The organism is Arthrobacter sp. Soil764 (assembly GCF_001428075.1).
Classification (GTDB): Bacteria; Actinomycetota; Actinomycetes; order Actinomycetales; family Micrococcaceae; genus Arthrobacter.
The window spans coordinates 195,621-216,810 of the sequence record NZ_LMSI01000024.1 but is presented as its reverse complement, the minus strand read 5'-3'; the positions used below and the strand labels follow the sequence as shown (position 1 = coordinate 216,810).

The following is a 21,190-nucleotide window of genomic DNA, read 5'->3' as shown; positions in this document are numbered from 1 at the left end:
CCCGGGCATCCAGCCCGCAGAGAGCAGCAATCCCCTCGTCCATACGCGCCCCTTCGCGTCCTCTGGCCACGCCCACGTTACAAAGCTACCCAATGTCATCTGTTCTCCCTTTGATTTGCACCGCGGCTCACCGATCAATTCAATGATGGGCTAACCGGGGGATCTGAAAAATCTTTCGCGGATTCCTTTACTGAATGGTCCAGACATCACGGCTGCTGCACGCTGGATTTCCTCACGGCGGATCTTGGGCTGAAGTCAGGAGCCGACGCTACATGGCCCCGAGGAATCGCACAGCACCATAACCCAAAGCGGCTATCAGGAACCAGGCGCACAATGCCATTGAGGCGCCTCTCAACCCGGACGTAAGCAATTGTCCCAACTTGACCGAGGCGCCGAGGCCGAACAGTGCCGAGCCGAGGAAGATGTCCTGGACCAGTCCCGCTGCCTGCAGCATGTCTGGGGAAACCCAGCCCAGAGACCTGATCAGAATCATCGCCAGAAATCCGACAACGAATAATGGAATGACTGGCGGCATCTTCTGCTTCTCCCCAGGACTTTCGGCGTCGGGAATTTGAAACCGGCGCCTTGAGACTAGGGCTGCGAGGGAGACTATGGGTGCCAGCAGCACGACTCTGGTCAGTTTGAACACGAGTGCGACAGCGAGTGCTCCGCCGCCTGCCACCTGCGCAGCGGCTACTACCTGTCCTACATCATGTACAGATATGCCAACCCATTGGCCGAAAGTCACAGCGTCCAGGTTCAGGGGGAGCATAAGGAGTGGAAGGACACCGATGGCGAGTGTGCCACAAAGTGTTACAAGTGCCACCGGTAGCACGGTGTCCTCATGCTTCGTACCTCGTGCCGCGGCCATCGCTCCGATTGCCGACGCTCCACAGATCGAGAAGCCGGTAGCTATGAGCAACGGGGTATCGCCAGGAAGACGGAACAGCTTTCCCAAAAAATAGGTTCCAACGAAGGTAAGGAGCACCACCAAGGCAATAATGCCGAAGGTCACCCACCCCAGTTGCATGATGTCGATAACACTGAGCTTCAGGCCCAGAACGACGATGCCTGCCCGCATGAGGCGTTTTCCAGCAAAGGTCAATCCGGGTTTCATCGGGCCCTCAATCGGCCGGTGAATGAAGGGAAGGTTTCCCGCAAGGATTCCCAGTGCTACGGCGGAAGTCATCGCGGGGATGAAAGGAAAGATGCTGTGGAGAAGCAACGAAAGGCTGACCGCGGCTGCACAGGCCGCCAGACCCGGCAACAACGGGAGTTGCTTCCTGATAAAGGATAGCGGGGAACGCGGCTGATACTCTGCCCCAGTTCCCGTCGCGGGAGCGGTCGGGGATCTCATACTGGTCGTTCCGTTTGGATAGGCTGCGAAACCGGCTCCTCGGCTAAGACGATCAGCAGGTCAGATCCTTCTACCCGGGTAACGGGACCTACCGCCACGCGCGACACAGTTCCCGAGGTGGGTGCCGTAATCGATGCTTCCATTTTCATGGCTTCGATAGTCGCTACGATGTCCCCCCTCGTCACCTCCTGACCCTCGGCAACTTTGAGCGTCACCACGCCGGTAAATGGCGCAGAGACATGGTTGCTGTTTAGAGGGTCCGCCTTTTCGGCGACTGCGGCCTTGATGCCCAGGGTCTTGTCAAAGACTTCGACGGGGCGCAGCTGTCCGTTAATCTGGCAAACTACCGTCCGGACTCCCCGCTCATCCGGTTCTGAAATGGCTTCGAGCCCGATGAGAAGACTTACTCCGCGGTCCAGTTCCACGCTGCATTCCTGGCCCTGACGCAGCCCATAAAGAAATTCAGCGGTGCTTATGGACGATGTGTCCCCATATTGTTCGCGATGGCTTTCGAATTCAGCCGCAGGTCCGGGAAAGAGCAGCCGGTTCAAGGTAGATCGCCGGCGATCACCGACCATGGACAACAGGCGGTTTTCTTCGTCGGAAACTACGCCGGTTTTCGTCTCATTGGTTCGCCCAATGAGCGCCTTCGTCCTCAGAGGCTCAGGCCATCCTCCGGGAGGGTCGCCCAGTTCACCGTTGAGGAAGCCCACAACGGAATCTGGTATGTCGTATTTGCCGGGGGCCTCCGCAAATTCATCTGCCGACACACCAGCTCCCACCAGAGCAAGCGCCAGGTCGCCCACGACTTTCGAGCTTGGGGTGACCTTGACTGGCCGGCCCAGCATTGCGTCTGCCTCGGCGTACTTGGTTTCGATGTCTTCAAAACGATCACGCATACCGAGCGCGATCGCTTGCTGACGGAGGTTCGACAGCTGGCCTCCCGGGATCTCATGACGGTAAACGCGGCCAGTTGGAGCGGACAGTCCAGATTCAAACGGCGCATAGAGTGTCCGGACAGCCTCCCAGTAGGGCTCCAGATCGCACACTGCCTGGAGGTTCATTCCGGTGTCCCGCTCAGTGTCGGCAGTCGCGGCTACGATGGCTGACAGTGCAGGCTGGCTCGTCGTGCCCGCCAACGGAGCAGCTGCACCGTCTACGGCGTCAGCGCCTGCCTCCCAGCATGCCAGGTATGTAGCCAGCTGCCCGCCGGGGGTGTCATGGGTATGAACGTGAACGGGGAGGTCGAAGTTAGCCCGCAGCGCGCTGACGAGCTTCTTCGCTGCTGCCGGTCGCAGAAGACCGGCCATGTCCTTGATAGCCAGCGCGTGGGCGCCAGCATTAACGATCTCCTCAGCCAGATTGAGGTAGTAATCCAGTGTGTAGAGCTTCTCGCCAGGGTCAATGAGGTTTCCGGTATAACAGAGGGCCACTTCCGCCAGCGATGTACCGGTGCTGCGGACGGCATCAATTGCCGTCCGCATCTGGTCGACCCCGTTTAGAGCATCGAATATACGGAAAATGTCGACTCCGGTGGCTGCCGCCTCTTGCACAAAAGCGTGAGCTACCTTGTCGGGATAGGGCGTGTAACCAACCGTGTTGCGCCCGCGCAGAAGCATCTGCAGGCATATGTTCGGGATCGCTTCGCGCATAGCGGCAAGCCGGTCCCACGGGTCTTCGTGCAGGAATCGTAGAGAGACATCATAGGTAGCACCTCCCCAGGCTTCGATGGAGAGCAGCTCCGGGGTTATTCGTGCCACGTGCCCGGCTACGGTCAGTAGATCCTTTGTGCGGACCCGGGTTGCCAACAGGGACTGATGCCCATCACGGAATGTTGTGTCGGTAAGGCCCAGTGCCTTTTGCTCGCGTAAGGACGCTGCAAACCTCTCAGGTCCAAGACCTAGGAGTTTCTGCCGTGAGCCGGCGGGCGGCGGGGAAGTCAGATCCATCGCCGGCAATTTGTGTTCCGGTCCCAGGCCTCCGCCGTATTCACCATGGGGTTTGTTGACCGTTACATCTGCAAGATAAGTCAGAACGCGGGTGCCACGGTCAGCAGAGACATGTTTCGCCAGCAACTCTGGATGTTCTTCTATGAACGAAGTGGTGACGGTTCCGGCTTGGAACTGCGGGTCGTCCAGAACAGCCCGGAGGAAAGGTATGTTGGTAGCCAACCCTCGAATGCGGAATTCCGCTACTGCTCTTCGGGCCCGGGCGATGGCAGTAGGGAAGTCTTTACCGCGGCAGGTGAGTTTGACCAGCAGGGAGTCAAAGTGAGCTTCGATCTCGGCACCTAAGGCGGCACCGCCGTCGAGGCGTACTCCCGCCCCACCGGGTGCTCGATAGGTGCTGATCCGACCACTGTCCGGCCTAAAGCCGTTTGCGGGGTCTTCCGTGGTAATGCGACATTGAATGGCGGCACCGCGGATCCTAACGGCATCCTGGGTCAGGCCGAGGTCCGGAAGTGACTCGCCCCCTGCCAGGCGCAGTTGCGCTTGAACAATATCAATGTCGGTGATTTCCTCCGTCACTGTGTGCTCGACCTGGATGCGGGGATTCATCTCGATAAAAACGTGTTTGCCGCGGTGGTCCACCAGAAACTCCACGGTGCCCGCGCCGGAGTATCCTATGTGCTTGGCGAAGGTAACGGCGTCATTGCAGATGCGCTCCCGCAGGCCTTGGTCAAGATTGGGAGCAGGGGCAAGCTCGATGACCTTTTGATGCCGCCGTTGCAGGCTGCAGTCCCGCTCATACAAGTGGATTACTCCACCGAAATTATCTGCAAGTATTTGCACTTCTATATGGCGTGCACCTATAACGGCTTGTTCCAAAAACACGGTCGGATCCCCAAAGGCCGCATCAGCTTCTCGAGAAGCTGAAATTATGGCTTCCTGCAGCTCAGACCCGTCCTTGACGCGGCGCATTCCGCGGCCGCCCCCACCTGCAACCGCCTTGACGAACAGCGGAAATTGCATCTTCTGAGCCTGATTCAGCAGCTCATCCACGGTATCGGATGGGGAAGATGAGGAAAGGACAGGGATGCCTGCCGCCCGGGCGGCGGCGACCGAGCTGGACTTGTTACCTGTCAATTCCAAGACAGAGGTCGCAGGACCGACAAACGTGATGCCGTTGGCTTTGCAAGCAGCCGCGAGTCGTGGATTTTCAGCTAGAAATCCATAGCCCGGGTAGATTGCGTCTGCCCCGGACTTCTTTGCCGCACCAATGATCGCTTCGACGGAGAGGTAAGCCTTCACGGGGTGCCCCTGTTCACCGATTTCGTACGCCTCATCGGCCTTCATTCGGTGGCTGGACTTTCGGTCCTCGTGAGGAAATACCGCTACCGTCCGCGCACCCAGTTCGAATGCGGCGCGGAAGGCACGTATTGCAATTTCACCGCGATTGGCAACCAGTACTTTCGAAAACATGCTTTTCCTTCTGTAATCTTCGTTGCCGTGGCGCTATTTCAGGGACAGCGCATTCAATTCCGGGCGGTTTTGCAGCTTCGTCCATAGGCTTTCATCCATCTCGACCGCGAAATTGGGCTGGACCTCGCTGGGGGCCATTCGTCTGGTTCCTGGGGTGCGGCCGCCACCGTCCTTTGCGGCCTTGGAAAGCTCGGCGATTCGCCGGGTGGCTCCCGCGGGGTCGGCACCGACATCCGCGCGGGTAGGGTCGAACATCAGGAGGAGATGCGCGATGCCTTGGTGCTGGCCAAGACTGTTCCTGTCAAAGAAGTCGGGCATGTCCTTGGACAGGGAAGGCCCTACCATCGCGGCAGTCAGGGATTCGACCATGTAAGCAAGTGCGAATCCCTTCGCCCCACCCAAGGGAGAAAGCAGCCCTGACAGCGCAGCTTTCGCATCGGTTGTTGGTTGGCCATCCGAGTCCAGGGCCCACCCCTCCGGGAGCTCCTCTCCGCGGGCGGCGTAAGCGGCTATTTTCCCCCGCGCCACTGTACTAAGAGCCAAGTCGATCACGGCCGGACGTGGTGACAAGGGGAAACCCGCAGCTATGGGCGACGTGGAAAGCAAGGCCTTTGTGCCCCCCCAGGCTGGCAAAACCGGGGGCCCTGAGGAGAAAACCAGAGACACCATTCCTGCCTCTGCAGCGTCAGCGGCGTAAACCCCTAAAGCGCCGCAATGACTTGAATTTCCCACAGCTACCGCGCAAAGACCAAACTCCGTGGCACGGGGAAGGGCCATTTGGACTGCAGAACTCATCTGCCAATGGCCCATGCCGGCTTCTCCATCCAACACCAGGAGGGCTCCGAGGTCAGTCACAGGCCGCAATGCGGCGTCGGCGTTGTAGCCGTGTGCCTGGAGCCTGTCCAGATACACGGGAAGTCTCAGTAACCCATGGGAGCCCAAGTCCCATGCTTCAGCCAACGCCAGCACTCTTGCCGTCGATGCAGCCTCGGCTTCACCAAGCCCCGTTCCTTGAAGCAGGCGGGTGGCAAGTTGGACAACGTCGCCATAGGATACCTTCACTGCCGGACCGGCCTTTTCGCTTTGACGTGTTCGCCCACTGCTGAGGTTGCTGTATCACCGCGAAGCACCAGCCGGACCTGCTGGCACAGGACGTCGGCGATTCGGGCCTGGGCCTGGACCGAGATCCCGGCAACATGCGGAGTTAAGAGAACCCGGCTGTGGGACTCGAGAGCTCCCGGCCGGGGCGGTTCCTGTTCCCTCACGTCCAGTCCCGCGCCGCCAAGATGCCCGGACTCCAGCAGGCCCAGAAGGGCTTGTTCATCAATTACTTCGCCGCGACCTACGCTGATTACGAGGGCGCCGGGAGGGAGCGAGCTTAGCCTGGTGCTGTTGAGCAGATGGTGGGTGGCATCAGTGTGCGGAAGGTGAACGCTTAGAACGTTCGACGCCGCAAGCACCTCCTCCAGAGACGCGAGTTGAATTCCGAGGTCCTGCAATTCGGGGTGGTTCGGATCAACGTAGGGGTCATATGCCAGGACGGTCATGCCAAAAGCTTTGGCCACCCGAGCTGTTGCCCGTGCTGTCGCGCCGGCGGACAGCAGGCCCCAGGTCTTTCCGCCGAGTTCCTGTGTCGGTACCCTGTTCCAGCTCCCGCCCTTGGTTTCGGTATCCGAAGTCACCAGGTTCTTAGCAAGGGCGAGGGCCAGCGTGAGGGTGTGTTCAGCAACGCTCACCGCGTTTGCTCCCAGCGGAGCTACTATTACTACCCCCGCCCGGTTGGCGGCTTCCAGGTCGATGTTATCCAGGCCTACTCCGGCTCGGGCGACGACCTTCAAGTTCGGTGCCGCGGCGAAGAACTGTTCGTTTACCTGGGTGCGATTGCGAACGATGACTGCTTCCGCATTTTGGAGCAGAGCCGGCCATGAACCGGGGTTATCCCAAGCGTTGACATCCCGTTGCAGGGTCCATTCCCGGCCGAGTTGGTCATAGGCGGGACCTGTAACGTCTTCAGTGACTACAACAGTGCTCAACTCGCTACCGCCGCATCGTTAGCAGCGACGAGCTTCACCAGGGCGACGACATCTTCGTTGCCGTAACCAAGCCCGGAGGCCTCCTGCAGCTGGGCCAGTGCAGCGCTGCCAACGGGAACCGGGATTCCCCAGGTGGTCGCTGATTCGACGGCCAGCCGCACATCTTTGGCTGCCAGGTTAATCCCGAATCGGGGCGCCCAGTCTTCGTTGATCATCCAGGAAAGACGTACGTCGCTTTGGAAGGATTTGGCTCCGGTCTCGGCAAGCGCTTCGGTGAATGCTTCGGCGGTGATGCCGGCTTTCAAAGCGATGGAGAGGCCTTCGGCCAACACTGCCACGTTCGTCATCCCGATGAAATTCGAGACGAGTTTGAAGGTTGTGGCTGCCTCAACCGTGCCGAAGTTGTAGGTCTTCTCTCCCATCCGATCAAACAAGGGCTGCAAGGTGGCAATGACGTCCTGGTCTCCGCCTACGAACAGCGGGATTTCACCGTTCTCCGCGTGCCCGGGGGTCTTCCCCAGGGGGCAGGCAATGAATCGCCTGTCCGCAGCCGAACTAAGATCAAGCGCTTCCACAGCAGTCATGGGGTCGATGGTCGAGATGTCGACGATGACGGCTTCTTCAGTGATCAGTGGCAGCAGGGATGTCACCGTGTCGATGACGAGCTTGGTGGTCGGCAGGCTTGTGAGGATAACCTCTGCGCCATCTACAGCTGTTGCTACTGAATCAGCCGGCGCGGCCCCAACTGCTACACATTTCTGTATTGCATCTGCTGACAGATCGAAAACAGTGACGTTGAAGTCTTTGCTTGTTGCCAGGCGGCGGGCGACTGCGCCGCCCATGTTGCCTACTCCAATGCATGCGATTTTCATGGCTGAATCCGTTCCTTCTTGGATGAATGGGTGCTGACAGGGGCAGGGACCGCCTCGAAGTCTTCGGCATCAACGTCGTTCTTTGTGGGGTCCCACCTGATAAGCAGGAGGGTAAGAAGACCAATTGCCGGTGCCAAAGCGACGATCAGGAAAACCTGCGGTCCGAACATCTTGGAAAGTGTCGGGAAGAAGAGAAGCGAAATGGTCGATCCAATGCGGAGTACAGCCTGGCCGAAGCCGGCCCCTGTGCCCCGAAGCGTGGTCGGATAGCTGAGCGTCGCCATGGTCATCCCTTGGGCGCCGGGACCGTAGCTGTGGAAGAACACAAAGAGTCCAAGCAGTGCGCCCATCAGGATGGCAAGTTCAGTTCCGGTCGGTTTCCCCACCAGCCCGAGGATGACGAGCGCGACGAGGCATACCGCGAACCCTGAGAGGGCGAGCATTCTCGAGCCAAGTTTCCTGATCAGGAATACCCCGGCAAAACCGCCCGACACACCGAAGATCATGTTGAAGATCAAGGGCACGGTGATTGAACTCAGCCGGTCCAGGGACATGAAGGTGACGATGATGAATGGAAGGTAGAAACCGACCGCGTAGTACTGCATGGACTGGCAAGCTCCGACGATTCCTGCCTGAATCGTCCTGAGGCGGTACTTCCGGCTGAACAGTTTCGAGAAGCCGGCCAGCGCAGACCGGTGGCGGGTGTCCTCTATTTGGAGTTCTGCCGCCGGGGCCAGGAGCACGTTGGCGTTGTAAGACTTTTTAAGGACCCGCACAGCGCCTTCAAGGTCGCCTTGGTTGGCCAGCCATGATGCCGATTCCTCCATATACTTTTTTCGGACCAGCAAGACAACGAGGGCGGGGACGGCGCCAAAGCCTACGGCCCAGCGCCAGAGTTCGCCGTGTGCGCTTTGCGGGATCAGGAAGTACAGCGGTAGGAGAATGGCAAAGCTGGATGCGGTGGCTGCGTACCACATGGGCTGCCAGAGCGTGACGTTGCCGCCCTTGCCCTTTCGGGCGGTGTATTCGGCGATAAATGCCAGCGCGACCGGGAAGTCAAGACCGATACCGAGGCCCATGGCGAACCGGAAGACTGTCAGCGATTCGGCGTTCCAGGCGAAGGCGCAGGCGATAGCAGTGCCTACAAAGAGGGCCATGTCCGCCATGAACATCTTGTAGCGCCCGATTTTGTCCACCAGGTATCCGCCGAAGATAGCGCCTATCAAGGCCCCGATCATGATGGAAGCCGCCACGATTCCTTCGGTCCAAGCATCGAGCTGGAATTCCTTGGCGATGTCTTTGAGACCAAATGCAACGGACGTAAAGTCGTATGCGTCGATGAAGATGCCGCCGAGTGCGATGAAGACAATCGCTTTCTCTTTGCCGCCTTTGACAGCGCCAGAGTTCACCGCGTTCACTACGTCGCGGGCGCTTCTGATAATTAGTGTTTCAGTAGCCACGAAACTATTTCCAATCGTCTTTGAATGGTTTAGATGCCGATGGAGAGGTAGCGGGTTTCTTCGAACTCTTCAAGTCCTGCTGCGCCGCCTTCGCGGCCGAGGCCTGACTGTTTTGTTCCACCCATGGGTGCAAAGGACACCGAAGGAAGGGCGTTGTTGATCCCGGTAATTCCAACGTCCAGTTGTTCTGCGACGCGCCAGATGCGGGACTGGTCACGGGTGTAAAAGTAACCAGCAAGACCCAGCTCAGTCGCGTTTGCCCTAGCCAGGGCTTCATCCTCATCATCAAAGGAGAAGATGCCAGCGGCGGGACCGAACACTTCGTCTGTTGCCAGAGCAACGTTATCCGGGACGTCCACAAGCAATGTCGGCGCGCAGAAGGCGCCGCCGGGGAGTTCGAAATCCCGGGTGATCTTCTTGGCCCCTGCGCCAAGGGCCTCATCGATCATCTTGTTCACCGACTGAACTCGCCTGTCGTCAATGCACGCGGCAAGAGTGGGGGTGTTGATTGCCAGTCCATCGCCTATGGTGAAGTCGTTGACTGCTGCGGCAAAGCGTTCGGTAAAGGTTTTGAAAACCGAACTGTGCACGAAGAAGCGGTTGGCGCCGATGCAGGACTGTCCGGTGTTCCGGAACTTGGCAAGCAGCGCCCCTTCAACTGCTGCATCGATGTCGGCGTCCTCGAACACGATAAATGCTGCATTTCCGCCCAACTCGAGAAGTGGTCGAACGACCCGCTTGCTTGCTTGGGTCATGATGTCTTGCCCTACATTTGTGGATCCTGTGAATGAGACGACGCGCAGTGCCGGGTGGCCCAGTAGTGCGTTGGTCACTTCGTGCGCGGGGCCGTGAACCAGGTTGATGGTTCCGGCGGGGAGCCCGGCGTCGGTTAGACACCGGATCATCTCGGTGACAGCCAAGGGAGCCTGCTCTGAAACGCGGGCAACAACAGTTGTTCCTGCTGCCAGGGCGGGTGCAAGCTTGCGCGCCTGAATGGAACAGGGGAAGTTCCATGGTGTCAGGCTGGCCACTACCCCAGCCGGGCGGCGAATCGTCAGGTGGCGGCGATTTGATGCTTCATGAGGATGAACGGAACCGGCGGGACGCCGAATTTCTTCTGCGAACCATCGAAAATATTCTGCGGAGAAAGCAATTTCGCCGATCGCCTCTGGTTTGCGTTTGCCGGCCTCTCGCGCAAGCAAGGTCCCAATTTCTGCTGACCGCTCTGCGATGAGGGAGGCTGCGGAAAGAAGAAGGTCAGCCCGCTTCCTGGCCGGAGTGTCTGCCCAAGCGGGAAACGCAGTGGCCGCAGCGTCGGCGGCCGCCACCGCGAGGTCGGCACCGCCATACGCCACCTTGCCCACGACTGAACCATCCACCGGGTTGTGAACTTCCTTGTGCGAGTCACCGTCTTGCCATTCACCATTGATAAGGATGGTGGGTTCGTTCAACATGTCTAAGAATCTCCCTTGATTCTGAAGTACGGGCTTCAGGTTTCTGTCGGGGAGGGCCCTGGACCTCCCCGACAGAAGCGAGCTAGGCGCTCGGGTACAGCTTGGTCATCACGAATTCGCGGTGGCCCAGGACCTCGGCACTGGCCAGGCGGCCGTTAATGGTCTTGTCAATGACATCCATGAGCTTGTCTCCGGCGGTGGCGAGGTCATAGTCGCGGCGAAGCAGACCGGAACAATCCAAGTCCACGTGCTCGCTCATCGTCTCCGCCGTCACGGGGTTCGCTGTCAGCTTGATGACCGGCTCGATCGGATTGCCAATGACATTGCCCTGCCCCGTGGGGAACAGGTGCACGACCGCGCCGGCCGCCGCCATCAACGTGATGCATTCGGCTGCGGCCGAGGAGGTATCCATGAAGTACAGTCCAGGACCGGAATCCGGCATCTCCGCGGATTCCAGGGCCCCGACAATGGGCCTGGTGCCGGTCTTGGCGATATTACCCATCGCCTTCTCCTCAATCGTCGACAATCCGCCCCGGATGTTGCCCTGAGTGGGCTGGGAACCGAGCAGGTTGGCACCAGTCCGTTCCACTATCTCGATGTAGTTGTCATAGATCTTCTGGAATTTGGCGCGTACCTCCTCGTTGACGCAACGCTCGGCGATGAGGTGCTCTCCTCCGGTGAGTTCCGTCGTTTCCCCGAAGAGCACCGTGCCCCCCGCGTCCACCCAGCGGTCAACTGCCTCCGAGGTAGTGGGGCATGAGCCCAGACCGCTCGTGGTGTCGGATTCGCCACACTTGATCGAAAGGACGATCTCCCTGCGCTCTACGGGTTCGCGGACCATCTCGGAGTCGTCCTGGAGGAATGACGCAGCAGCCCGCGCGGCCTTTTCGATGGTCTTAAGATCACCGTTACGTTCGATGGAGAACCCCTGGACCTTTTTCCCGGTCTTAGCGATACCTTGGACGACGAGATCAGTCCACGTCGGTTCAATTCCGATCACGACAACGGACGCGACATTTGCGTTGGAACCCGTCCCGATCAGGGTGCGCAACGTCAGGTCCAAATCCGGTCCGAACTGCAGACGGCCGTATGCATGCGGTAGCGCCAACGTACCGGGGATCACTTTGGCAACGGCTTCCGCTGCGGCGTTGGAAATGTCGTCAACCGGAAGGATGACCGTGTAGTTTCTGATTCCGACTGAACCGTCTTCCCGACGGTATCCGGTCAGGCCACGCTGTTCTGCCACCGTGCGCTCCTCAAGTTGTGAATGTGTACGTATGAACCCTTCGTGATTTTTTCGGTCGTCACTCCAATTCGGAGTCCGTACTCAACCACGTCCTGCCCAGCTTCGAGATCAGTCAGGGCAAGCTTGTGCCCCAAGGGGACTTCGTGGAGCAGCTCCAGCGTGATGGATTCGGGGCCGCGCAGGTAGCCACCCTCAACTGTGCCCGGGACCAAGTCCCGCACAGCAACGGCGACGACGTCGCCATCATAATGAGCCAGGAAATCCGGGCCCGACGATGTGCTTGTCATTTTTTCCTCTCCTTTTTGGCAAGAGGTCTTACCTCTCCGCCGTCGAGTCTGCCACAGTGTGTTGTGCGGCACAAGCCCAATTGCATAAGGAATTTGAAACATAGAGGTAATCTGGTCTTACCACTCTTAACGAAAGAAGATGTCATGGCAATGAATCCGACCTGGGGGCCTATCCGCCAAGGCAACGTTTCGGACCTGATCGCCCAACGCATACTGGAGGTCATTCGAAGCGATGAACTGCGTCCCGGCGACCGGCTACCCCCGGAGCGCGAACTTGCCTCCATGCTCGGAGTTGGGCGCCCGGCCCTGAGAGAGGCGCTTCGAGCCCTAAAGGCGCAGGGACGGGTCAACATTAGGCACGGTAGCGGAGTCTTCGTCGCTGATCCCGCTGTCACTGCCAACCTGCGTTCGGCACTTCAAGCGGATGATCTGGACTTAGAGGAACTGTACGACATGCGTGAAGTTCTGGAACTGCCCGCTGCGGCATGGGCTGCCCAGAACGGCGACGCCGACAAACTTGATGCGGTCGTCAAAGCATATGAAGCAATAACCGAAGCAAGCCTTCAGGAGAGCGCGGACTGGAAGCGTCTCGAAGAACTTGACGCTGCCTTCCATCTGCGCATCGTCGAGGCCGCGGGCAACCGGTTCCTGGTGAGCACTCAAGGGGTGCTTCAGGAGATACTCATCGAGGGGATGGAAACCACGCTGCGTGTCCCCGGCCGACTTGAGAAGTCCCGGCGTGACCACAAACGGATTCTTGACGCCATCTTGGCTGGCGACCCGGTGGCGGCCCGCCGCGCCGCACGCATCCATATCGAAGGAGCCCGCAGAGCGGCCCTGGAACGCCGCAAACAGGACGATCCGTCGGTCCAAGCCTCTTAGCAATGGGGCATAAATACGGGAAGATCTGTTTTTATGATCCTAAGCACGCCGTGATTTCGACAACGAACTTCCCTCTAATTCCATCGCCTTTACGCTGCTCTGCTCCCCGGTGTAGGCGGTCTCAATGACCACGGTTTTAGAAGCCCTCAGTGGCTGCTGAACCATGGGAAAAGCGTCTCGGCGCTGACCGCAATGCTGCCCACGAACGCTGCTAGGAAAATCTCCCCGGGACCGGCATAGGTGGACCGGGGAAACTGACCTTGTCGAGAGAGCCCAGCATCAGCTCGATGGAATGCGCCGATTTAATCGCCTCAGTGTTGCCGGAAACAGCGGATGCCACGATGGCGCCCAAAGTGATCAGCAGGACCAGCCCAATGGCCAGAGCGGTCTCGATGGCAAACTTCTGCTGCGGAACAGCACTTTCGTCTGCCGCCCTGTGGGTTATCCCCTGCTTCGAACTGGTCATTGCTTCACCCTAGGGAGTTACATCCACCCGTTCAATGAAACAGAAACGGGGGGACACGCAGGTTCACGTAGCGTCACTATCTGCGACGTCCAGCCACCCCTGGGGCCCCGTGCCACTCCTGCCGTCTAGATAATTCCAATTTTTCGGCAGCGTTGTCCGCCGGTCAGCCAGGATGCTCCCTGTCGAACCGCTAGGTGAGTTCGAGAAGGATCTCTACCTCGACGGGTGCGTCCAACGGGAGCTCGGCTACTCCTACGGCCGAGCGTGCGTGCTCCCCGTTGGCGCCGAACAGTTTCAGTAGTAGCTCGCTTGCGCCGTTGATGACGGCAGGCTGGGCATTGAAGCCTGGAGAAGAAGCTACGAAGCCGGTAACTTTCAGGATTCTGGCGCGGTCCAGGTCTCCCACTCCGCCGGCCGCAGCCAGTGCGTTGAGAACGCAGATCCGAGCCATTTCGGTAGCTTCTTCAGTGGTGACGTGGGAACCTACCTTGCCCGTTGATGCCATGGCACCATCCTTGAGCGGCAGTTGCCCGGAAGTGTAGACGATGTTGCCTGACCGAATTGCGGGGATGTATGTTGCAGCGTTGTGCGGGGCTTCGGGGAGCTTCAATCCGAGTTTGTTCAGGCGTGCTTTGATGATGTTGTGGTGGAACTGCGTGGTGGCTTGGTCAGTCATTGTGCCCTTTCCTAGTTTTGGTTTTTGGAGTTTTGGGAGCCGGCCGTTGCGGGATCAGCTATATCCCGGGCTTTCTGCACGCGAGCTACTCGCCAACCGCAGGCCGTGGGTGGGGCGCTGGCTTCTTTGGTCGGTGCCCCGGCCTGAAGCACCTTTGAGTCCAGCAGAGCGCTGGTTATCGCTTCCCATGAATTGCGAAGGGGCCTTGCTCGTTCTCGATGAGCGTCGTGTCCGGCCAGTTGACGGCGGAGAGCAATTTTCTTCCCTTCCGGCCTGGTTGCCGGGTTTACCATCCGCGTTGGGCGAGGCGGTGCGGCTGGGAGATCTCCTCGACGTTGATGCCCACCATGGCTTCACCCAGGCCCCGGGAGGCCTTGGCGATGACGTCGGGGTCGTCGAAGAAGGTGGTTGCCTTGACGACGGCGGCGGCGCGCTGGGCGGGGTTGCCGGACTTGAAGATACCGGAACCGACGAACACGCCGTCGGCACCGAGCTGCATCATCATGGCCGCGTCAGCGGGGGTCGCGATACCGCCGGCGGTGAACAGGACCACGGGGAGCTTGCCGGCGGCGGCAACTTCCTTGACCAGTTCATACGGAGCCTGCAGTTCCTTGGCCGCGACGTACAGCTCATCCTCAGGCAGGGAGGAGAGCTTGGCGATCTCGGAGCGGATCTTGCGCATGTGTCCGGTGGCATTCGAGACGTCGCCGGTGCCGGCCTCGCCCTTGGACCGGATCATGGCCGCGCCTTCGTTAATGCGGCGCAGGGCCTCACCGAGGTTGGTGGCACCGCAGACGAAGGGAACCTTGAAGTTCCACTTGTCGATGTGGTTGATGTAGTCGGCGGGGGTCAGGACCTCGGACTCGTCGATGTAGTCCACGCCGAGGGACTGCAGGATCTGGGCCTCGACGAAGTGGCCGATGCGGGCCTTGGCCATGACCGGGATGGACACGGCGTCAATGATCTGGTCGATCATGTCGGGATCGGACATGCGGGCCATGACTGCCACGGCACCGGCATCTTCGGCGATGCGGGCCTGCTCGACGTTGACGACGTCCATGATGACGCCGCCCTTGAGCATCTCGGCCATGCCACGCTTCACGCGGCTGCTGCCCGTGACGGTGGGAATGGCCGGGTGGGATGCATTGGCTGTATCGAGCGTGGACACAATAATCCTTCTTTATGCTGTGTATCAGGGCGTGTAATCGAGTTTGCTTACGGTCCGTGTTTGATTCCGTGTTGGTGTTCGCTGACCTTCAGAAAGAAATGTTCTGTAATCAGTGATTGATCAACGGAAGAAAATGTCGTCGTCGTGGTGCAGGGTGCTATAGCGAGATCAACAGCACGGCCCAGTAACCCAAAGCGGCGATGAGTATCCATGAGAGCAGGGCTACGAGGCTCCCGCGCAATCCGGAGGACAATAATTCCCGGATGCTTACGGCCGATCCCAACCCGAAGAGAGCCGATCCCAGCAGTACGTCCTGGACGGTTGTCCCTATTTGCAGCATCCCAGGGGTGAGTATGCCAAGGGAGCGGAGGCCGGTCATGGCCAGGAAGCCGATAATGAAGAGGGGAACCAGTGGGGGTAGCGGTCCCAACTCCACTTCGTTGTCCGGATCTTGCGTCTGTTTTCGGGCCATGCGGCGAGTTCCAATGCCAGCAACGAAGACGATGGGGGCGAGCAGCAGGACACGTGTCAGTTTCAGCACAAGCGCTGCCGCGAGTGCGGCCGAGCCTGCGATTTGCGCCGTAGCGACGACTTGTCCAACGTCGTGCACTGAAGCGCCCGCCCACTGGCCGAACTGAACCGGGTCCAGCGCCAAGGGGCCCATTAGCAGGGGCAGAACAGCGATAGCTAGCGTTCCGCAAAGCGTTACGAGCGCTACGGGCATTAGCGTGTCGGTGTGTCGGGCGCGTCGGGCAGCTGCCATGGCGCCGATCGCGGAGGCGCCGCAGATTGAAAATCCGGCGGCGAGCAAGAGCGGGGTCTCGCCCGGGAGCCTAAAGAGCTTCGCAAGCAGGTAGGTCCCGGCGAAGGCCAAGATGACAACAGCAGAAATGATCCCGAACGTTGCCCATCCCAAGCCCAGGATGTCGATGACGCTCAGCTTCAGACCCAAGACCACAATTCCGGCGCGCATGAGCCTTTTGGCGGCGAAGTTCAGCCCGGGACGCAGTGGGCCCCGGATGTATGTCCTGACCTTCGGAAGATTTGCCGACAGGATTCCGAGGGCCACTGCGACGGTCATGGCGGGTAGTGCTGGTATCAGCATATGAATTCCCAGCGAAGTCAGGACTGCAATTGCACAGGCAACAAGACCTGGCAGGAGCTGGACCCACTTCCGGCCCGATTTCCCGTGGAGCGGCATGTCAGTGACTGCTTTACCTATCACCATGCCCGGTCCCCCCTGCATCGCAAGTTTGAGTGGGGTGGGCGATTTTGGCGCTGCTTTTGCGTCCAGTGGAAACGGTATGTGGTCTCGTGCCCATGCCGGCAGGGGAGGCGCGCCTCCGGGTACATAGAGTCTCCTAGTGGTGTGCGCGAGATGCTGTCGCGCATCAGTCGGTAGTCGGGTGTTGTGAATCCACAAGGCCGGGGCCAGCTGATGTGTGCTTGACGGCCCTGCTGACGGTTGCAATGGCTAGCTCCACCGCCGGATCAATCAGCTTCACCGGATAGGCGCCGCTTTCGGCTGACAGCAGGGTTGAGAGTTCCGTGCAGCCCACAACGGCCGTCCGGGCCCCCTGCTGTTCCAGCGAAGCGAGAACGGAGTACATATCCCGCAACAGGGTCGGCCCGGACAGTCCAGCCTTGACTTGATGAACGACCTCCATGAGCAGGGCCTGCTCTTCCGGGGAGGGCAGCGCGACGTCGAATCCGGCCTCGGCCAAAGCGTCCTGGTAGATTCCTGCTGCCAGTGCGCCATCAGTTGCTAACAAGCCAACCGGACCGCTCAACGCGTGCCGGTGGACTGAATCGATGGTTGTCTCGATGATGCTGATGAACTCAACGGTTTTGCCGTCCATGAGCGGCGGGAGGTACTTGTGGACCGTATTGCAGGGGACCACAATGATTTCGGCTCCGCACCGCAGAAGCTGACCTATTCCGGTTTCGAGCCAGGGTGAGGGATCCGGGCCGTCAGCGAGGATTGCTTCCTGACGATTGGGGACCGTCGGGTCGGCCCAGATCACTACACGCAGGTGTTCCTGATCCACGGAGGCGGGGGTATGCGCGATCAGTTTGGTGTAGAAGTCCGCCGTGGCCGAGGGACCCATGCCTCCCAGAATTCCTACCAGCCGGGACGGTTCAGAAACGGCTTGCACGGATTATCCCAGTGTTTCGTTCGGGTAGGCGTACAGGGCAGGTGAGCCGCCTGTGTGGACGAACAGCACATCGCTGTCCTTGGCGAAGGCGCCCTCCTGAATCAGGCCCACCAGGCCTGCCGCGGTCTTTCCTGTGTAGACGGGGTCAAGGAGGATGCCTTCGGTGCGCGCGAACAACTGAATCGCATCTGTCATTTCCCGCGTCGGCAACGAGTAACCTGGACCGACAAAGTCGTCGCGGACGACCACCCGGTCTGCCGGGATCTCCAGTTCTGCACCGGCCAGCTGTGAGGTATGGCGGGCGAGATCGAGAATTTTGGCTTCCTGGGGACCTTTATCCGCCCGCACACTGATCCCGGTAATCGGAATGCCGCTTTGGTTACCATGGAAACCTGCCACCAATCCAGCGTGCGTTCCGCCGGATCCACTTGCGCAGACCACGTGGTCGATGTCGAGTCCAGCTTCGAAGCTCTGGCTGAGAATCTCTTCGGCACAGGCAACATAGCCCAGCGCGCCGAGTGCGTTGGAGCCGCCGCCTGGGACGACGTACGGCGTTCCTCCTTCAGCAACGACCTCCTGCGCCATCTGCTGCATGACGGCCATCAGGTCCGTCCCGCCGGGGACGGGGGTGATGGATTCGGCGCCCAGGAGGCGGAACAGCAGGTTGTTGCCGCTTGCGGTTTCGCTGTAAGACCCCTCGACCCGTTCCTCAATAAGCAGCCGGCATTTGAGCCCTTCCTTAACCGCAGCCGAGAGAGTCAGCCGGCAATGGTTGGACTGCACGGCCCCCGTGGTGATGATGGTGTCGGCGCCCTTGGCCAGGGCATCAGCCATCAGGAACTCGAGTTTACGGGTCTTGTTGCCACCGGAGCTGAGGCCGAGCAGATCATCGCGTTTGATATGGATGCGTGGTCCGCCCAGGTGCTTCGTGAGGTTCGGAAGGAACTCAAGCGGGGTGTTCCCGACGGTGTAGCGGCGGCGGGCAATCTTGGCAAGATTCATGGTGTGTCTTCTTTCTCGATCAGTTCACGGTCCCGACGTGGTATCGGCCGGGTAGGGGAGCGGGTTTTCTGCTAGAGGGCAGGCACGCTGGTGTTGAGGGGCTGGCCGGGAAAGTACTTTTCCAGCCGGGCATCTCCGGCGAGGGCATGGCCTTCCATGCCTTCGACTCGGGATATCCGGGCTGCCACACGGGCGATGCGGTCGTTGGCCGGGCGCGTCATACGCTGGTAGGTGACCGTTTTAATGAACTTCCCGACCCAGAGGCCTCCGGTGTAGGTGGCGCCTCCGCGGGTGGGGAGGATGTGGTTGGGGCCGGAGGTCTTATCGCCATAGGTGACGGTGGTTTCCTCGCCAAGGAAGAGCGAACCGTAATTCTGCAGCGTCTTGAGCCACCACTCCAGGTCGGCAGCCTGGACTTGGACGTGTTCGTTGGCGTATTGATCGGCAAGGGCCGCGGCTTCTTCGCGCGTGTCGGTAACGGCCACCTCGCCAAGGTTCTCCCACGCTGTGGAAGCGATGGAATCCGCCGGGAGTTGGGCGATGGCGCGAGGGATGAGGTCCAGGACAGCCTGCCCAACCTGGCGGGACGAAGTAATAAGGATCGTCTGCGATTCGGCCCCGTGCTCTGCCTGACTGATCAGGTCCACTGCCACGAGCCATGGATCGGCTGAGTCGTCCGCGATGATGAGGGATTCCGTGGGGCCGGCCACGACGTCGATGCCAACCCGGCCGAACAGCAGCCGTTTGGCTTCTGCAACAAACCGGTTCCCGGGGCCCGCCAGAAAATTCACCGGTTTACCGGTGAAGTGACCAAAAGTCATTGCCCCTATGGCCTGGACACCGCCCAGACTCAGGATGGTATCCGCACCGGCAAGTGACATGCCGAACAGCGTCGCAGGATGGATTCCGTTTTTATCCCGTGGCGGTGAGCATGCAGTAACGTGGCCCACCCCGGCTGCTTTGGCCGTAGCAATGCTCATCGCCGCAGAGGCCAGGTGCGCGAAGCGCCCGCCCGGGACATAGCAGCCTGCTGCCGATACGGGGATCTGACGTTGTCCCACGATCAAGCCAGGGTGGGACTCAAATTCAAACTCCAGCAAGCATTGGCGCTGACGCTGCGCGAATTCACGAACCTGCTTCTGCGCGAACCGGATATCATCCTTTACCGTCTCGGGCAGGACCTTTTCCGCCGCAGCGATTTCATGGGGGCCGACGATGAAACTTTCCGGATTCCATGAATCCAGCTTCCGGGAGTAGTCCCGGGTGGCCGCCTCACCCTCGGCTTCCATCCGGCCCAGCATTTCCTGCACCGTGCGCGTGGTATTGGAAAGGTCTGGCAACATCGCGGGCTGTCCGCGCTTAAGGTACTCGATGGGCATGGCTCACTCCTGATCTTTAGTTACGGTCGATTTGTTGGCTCCGGGCACTGCATGGCCTCGGTCGCCGGTCCCCATTGTGTGGCGCAGCGCATGGGTGATGATTTGTGCTGCCTGCCGGCAATGCTGTTCTTCCATCGACGGCGGGATCCGCATGTCGCAGAGTGTGGCGAGCAGTTTTTCGGTTTGCGGGAGGGTCTTGGCGTTGGCAACGTACTCCCACTGTGAAGGCCTGCTCGTGAAGCCCTCCATCCGGGTTGCACCGAACCATTTCAGCCCCAGCCCGTGTACTTGGCAGATAGCGACGAAGTCCGCGATCTGCGCGCCGCTGAGGCCGGGCAGCCGGAACTGCAGGGAGCTTCCGATGAATTGTTCCTTGGCCGGCCGCTCGATGACATGGACACCGGCAACGGACCGCAACAGTTGCTCCAGGCACCGGTAGGAGGCGTTCATGCGTTCCGCCCGGCCCGGGAGCAGATCCAGTTGCGGCAGCGCCAACGCCGCGGCCAAGGCACTCAATCGGAGGCTGTAATTCGGGATCCGGCCTCGCAGTTTTTCGAACGAGGATTCAGGCGGACGGGCAGCGTGCTGACCGTAAAGCATGTAACTGCCCGAGTGGAGTATCGCCCGGGCAGCGAGGTCTTCGTTGTCGGTGACGAGGATTCCGCCTTCTCCGGAGTTGATGTGCTTGAACGTCTGGAGGCTAAAACAGGCCGCTGCTCCGAAGGTGCCCGTGAGTTTCCCGTTCCAGGAGGCGCCCAGGGTGTGCGCGCAGTCCTCGATCAGCGTGATTTCGTGCTTGGCGCAGATCCCCACGACCTCGTCCATGTCGGAGATGTGGCCGCGCATGTGGGAGAGCAACAGCGTGCGCGCCCCCGAGTCAATGGCTTTCCGCACGAGGTCCTGAAGGTCTATGGTGCAGTTTTCGGTCACCTCGACAAGGACGGGCACGGCGCCGGCGTGCTCGATGGCGCCCGGGACGGGAGCCAGCGTGTAGCCGTTGACCAGGACTTTGTCCCCTGGTCGGACTCCCGATGACCTCAGGGCCAGGAACAGGGCGGCGCCGCACGAGTTCACCCCGGCGGCGAATTGTCGACCCAGCATCTCGGCGAAGCGCCGTTCCAGCTGTGCAGCATCATTGAGCTCTCCCGGGGCGGTTTCGCCGTAGCGGAACAACCGGCCGGTGTGCATGAGCTCGGTGGCGCGGTCGATGCTTTGCTGCGGCATCGGTTCGGGTTGGGTCAGATCCAGATCGAACTTGGGAGCGACTTCAGAGTGTTGCACGGGGGTGAGCGCCTTTCCGGTCTAATGGGTTTTCCGGCATCCTGGCCGT

At 60.0% G+C, this 21,190-nt stretch carries 18 protein-coding genes; 1 reads left to right on the top strand and 17 read right to left on the bottom strand.

Going from position 1 to position 21,190, the window contains the following annotated elements:
• Positions 1-268 precede the first annotated feature (268 nt).
• The 9 genes from ASG86_RS18765 to ASG86_RS18725 form a co-directional block, all read right to left on the bottom strand.
• Positions 269-1,357, bottom strand: a complete 1,089-nt coding sequence (locus ASG86_RS18765; RefSeq protein ID WP_082566853.1) for a putative sulfate exporter family transporter — start codon at positions 1,355-1,357, stop codon at positions 269-271.
• Entirely contained in the window at positions 1,354-4,779 is a 3,426-nt protein-coding gene (locus ASG86_RS18760; RefSeq protein ID WP_056338020.1) for a pyruvate carboxylase, read from the bottom strand. Before ASG86_RS18760 ends, ASG86_RS18765 begins: the two co-directional genes overlap by 4 nt.
• Before the next feature lie 33 nt (positions 4,780-4,812).
• The gene (locus tag ASG86_RS18755; protein ID WP_082566852.1) at positions 4,813-5,841 is read right to left on the bottom strand and encodes an Ldh family oxidoreductase; all 1,029 of its coding nucleotides are present in this window, start codon (positions 5,839-5,841) and stop codon (positions 4,813-4,815) included.
• On the bottom strand, positions 5,838-6,812 hold the full coding sequence (locus tag ASG86_RS18750) for an NAD(P)-dependent oxidoreductase (protein WP_056338014.1): 975 nt from the start codon (positions 6,810-6,812) through the stop codon (positions 5,838-5,840). Before ASG86_RS18750 ends, ASG86_RS18755 begins: the two co-directional genes overlap by 4 nt.
• Positions 6,809-7,684 carry an NAD(P)-dependent oxidoreductase gene (locus ASG86_RS18745; protein ID WP_056338011.1) on the bottom strand — a complete coding sequence of 292 codons (876 nt, stop codon included), beginning with the start codon at positions 7,682-7,684 and terminating at the stop codon, positions 6,809-6,811. The genes ASG86_RS18750 and ASG86_RS18745 overlap by 4 nt, the downstream gene beginning before the upstream one ends.
• Positions 7,681-9,144, bottom strand: coding sequence for an MFS transporter (locus tag ASG86_RS18740; RefSeq protein WP_200946292.1), 1,464 nt, complete (start codon positions 9,142-9,144; stop codon positions 7,681-7,683). The genes ASG86_RS18745 and ASG86_RS18740 overlap by 4 nt, the downstream gene beginning before the upstream one ends.
• 29 nt (positions 9,145-9,173) lie before the next feature.
• Entirely contained in the window at positions 9,174-10,598 is a 1,425-nt protein-coding gene (locus tag ASG86_RS18735) for an NAD-dependent succinate-semialdehyde dehydrogenase (RefSeq protein ID WP_056338006.1), read from the bottom strand.
• An 82-nt stretch (positions 10,599-10,680) separates the two neighbouring features.
• Positions 10,681-11,844, bottom strand: a complete 1,164-nt coding sequence (locus ASG86_RS18730; protein ID WP_056338003.1) for a UxaA family hydrolase — start codon at positions 11,842-11,844, stop codon at positions 10,681-10,683.
• Complete coding sequence (locus ASG86_RS18725; RefSeq protein WP_056337999.1) at positions 11,823-12,131, bottom strand: UxaA family hydrolase; 309 nt, start codon at positions 12,129-12,131, stop codon at positions 11,823-11,825. The genes ASG86_RS18730 and ASG86_RS18725 overlap by 22 nt, the downstream gene beginning before the upstream one ends.
• Before the next feature lie 144 nt (positions 12,132-12,275).
• Between ASG86_RS18725 and ASG86_RS18720 the strand changes: the two genes are divergently transcribed.
• A complete protein-coding gene (locus ASG86_RS18720; protein ID WP_056337996.1) occupies positions 12,276-13,013 on the top strand; it encodes a FadR/GntR family transcriptional regulator in 738 nt (245 codons plus the stop codon).
• 211 nt (positions 13,014-13,224) lie between these two features.
• On the opposite strand, the gene ASG86_RS21070 is transcribed toward ASG86_RS18720, so the two are convergent.
• The 8 genes from ASG86_RS21070 to ASG86_RS18680 all read right to left on the bottom strand — a co-directional run bounded on the left by ASG86_RS21070 (position 13,225) and on the right by ASG86_RS18680 (position 21,141).
• The gene (locus tag ASG86_RS21070) at positions 13,225-13,479 is read right to left on the bottom strand and encodes a hypothetical protein (protein ID WP_056337993.1); all 255 of its coding nucleotides are present in this window, start codon (positions 13,477-13,479) and stop codon (positions 13,225-13,227) included.
• 190 nt (positions 13,480-13,669) lie between these two features.
• Complete coding sequence (locus tag ASG86_RS18710; protein WP_056337990.1) at positions 13,670-14,155, bottom strand: RidA family protein; 486 nt, start codon at positions 14,153-14,155, stop codon at positions 13,670-13,672.
• A gap of 286 nt (positions 14,156-14,441) precedes the next feature.
• Complete coding sequence (gene pdxS, locus ASG86_RS18705) at positions 14,442-15,323, bottom strand: pyridoxal 5'-phosphate synthase lyase subunit PdxS (protein WP_056337987.1); 882 nt, start codon at positions 15,321-15,323, stop codon at positions 14,442-14,444.
• 157 nt (positions 15,324-15,480) lie between these two features.
• Positions 15,481-16,524: a YeiH family protein gene (locus ASG86_RS18700; protein WP_056338199.1), complete on the bottom strand. Its 1,044-nt coding sequence runs from the start codon at positions 16,522-16,524 to the stop codon at positions 15,481-15,483.
• Positions 16,525-16,714: 190 nt separating this feature from the next.
• Complete coding sequence (locus ASG86_RS18695) at positions 16,715-17,479, bottom strand: aspartate/glutamate racemase family protein (RefSeq protein ID WP_268760624.1); 765 nt, start codon at positions 17,477-17,479, stop codon at positions 16,715-16,717.
• 3 nt (positions 17,480-17,482) lie between these two features.
• Positions 17,483-18,481: a D-cysteine desulfhydrase gene (locus ASG86_RS18690; protein WP_056337982.1), complete on the bottom strand. Its 999-nt coding sequence runs from the start codon at positions 18,479-18,481 to the stop codon at positions 17,483-17,485.
• Positions 18,482-18,552: 71 nt separating this feature from the next.
• Positions 18,553-19,860 (bottom strand): histidinol dehydrogenase, encoded by a 1,308-nt coding sequence (gene hisD / locus ASG86_RS18685; RefSeq protein WP_056337980.1) that lies wholly within the window; start codon positions 19,858-19,860, stop codon positions 18,553-18,555.
• A gap of 3 nt (positions 19,861-19,863) precedes the next feature.
• Positions 19,864-21,141 carry a DegT/DnrJ/EryC1/StrS family aminotransferase gene (locus ASG86_RS18680; protein WP_200946291.1) on the bottom strand — a complete coding sequence of 426 codons (1,278 nt, stop codon included), beginning with the start codon at positions 21,139-21,141 and terminating at the stop codon, positions 19,864-19,866.
• Between the last annotated feature and the right edge of the window lie 49 nt (positions 21,142-21,190).

Coding starts and splice junctions, on each gene's coding strand:
- ASG86_RS18765 (WP_082566853.1), bottom strand. CDS start 1,357: ATGAGATCCCCGACCGCTCCCGCGACGGGAACTGGGGCAGAGTATCAG.
- ASG86_RS18760 (WP_056338020.1), bottom strand. CDS start 4,779: ATGTTTTCGAAAGTACTGGTTGCCAATCGCGGTGAAATTGCAATACGT.
- ASG86_RS18745 (WP_056338011.1), bottom strand. CDS start 7,684: ATGAAAATCGCATGCATTGGAGTAGGCAACATGGGCGGCGCAGTCGCC.
- ASG86_RS18735 (WP_056338006.1), bottom strand. CDS start 10,598: ATGTTGAACGAACCCACCATCCTTATCAATGGTGAATGGCAAGACGGT.
- ASG86_RS18725 (WP_056337999.1), bottom strand. CDS start 12,131: ATGACAAGCACATCGTCGGGCCCGGATTTCCTGGCTCATTATGATGGC.
- ASG86_RS18720 (WP_056337996.1), top strand. CDS start 12,276: ATGGCAATGAATCCGACCTGGGGGCCTATCCGCCAAGGCAACGTTTCG.
- ASG86_RS21070 (WP_056337993.1), bottom strand. CDS start 13,479: ATGACCAGTTCGAAGCAGGGGATAACCCACAGGGCGGCAGACGAAAGT.
- ASG86_RS18710 (WP_056337990.1), bottom strand. CDS start 14,155: ATGACTGACCAAGCCACCACGCAGTTCCACCACAACATCATCAAAGCA.
- ASG86_RS18700 (WP_056338199.1), bottom strand. CDS start 16,524: ATGCCGCTCCACGGGAAATCGGGCCGGAAGTGGGTCCAGCTCCTGCCA.
- ASG86_RS18690 (WP_056337982.1), bottom strand. CDS start 18,481: ATGAATCTTGCCAAGATTGCCCGCCGCCGCTACACCGTCGGGAACACC.
- hisD (WP_056337980.1), bottom strand. CDS start 19,860: ATGCCCATCGAGTACCTTAAGCGCGGACAGCCCGCGATGTTGCCAGAC.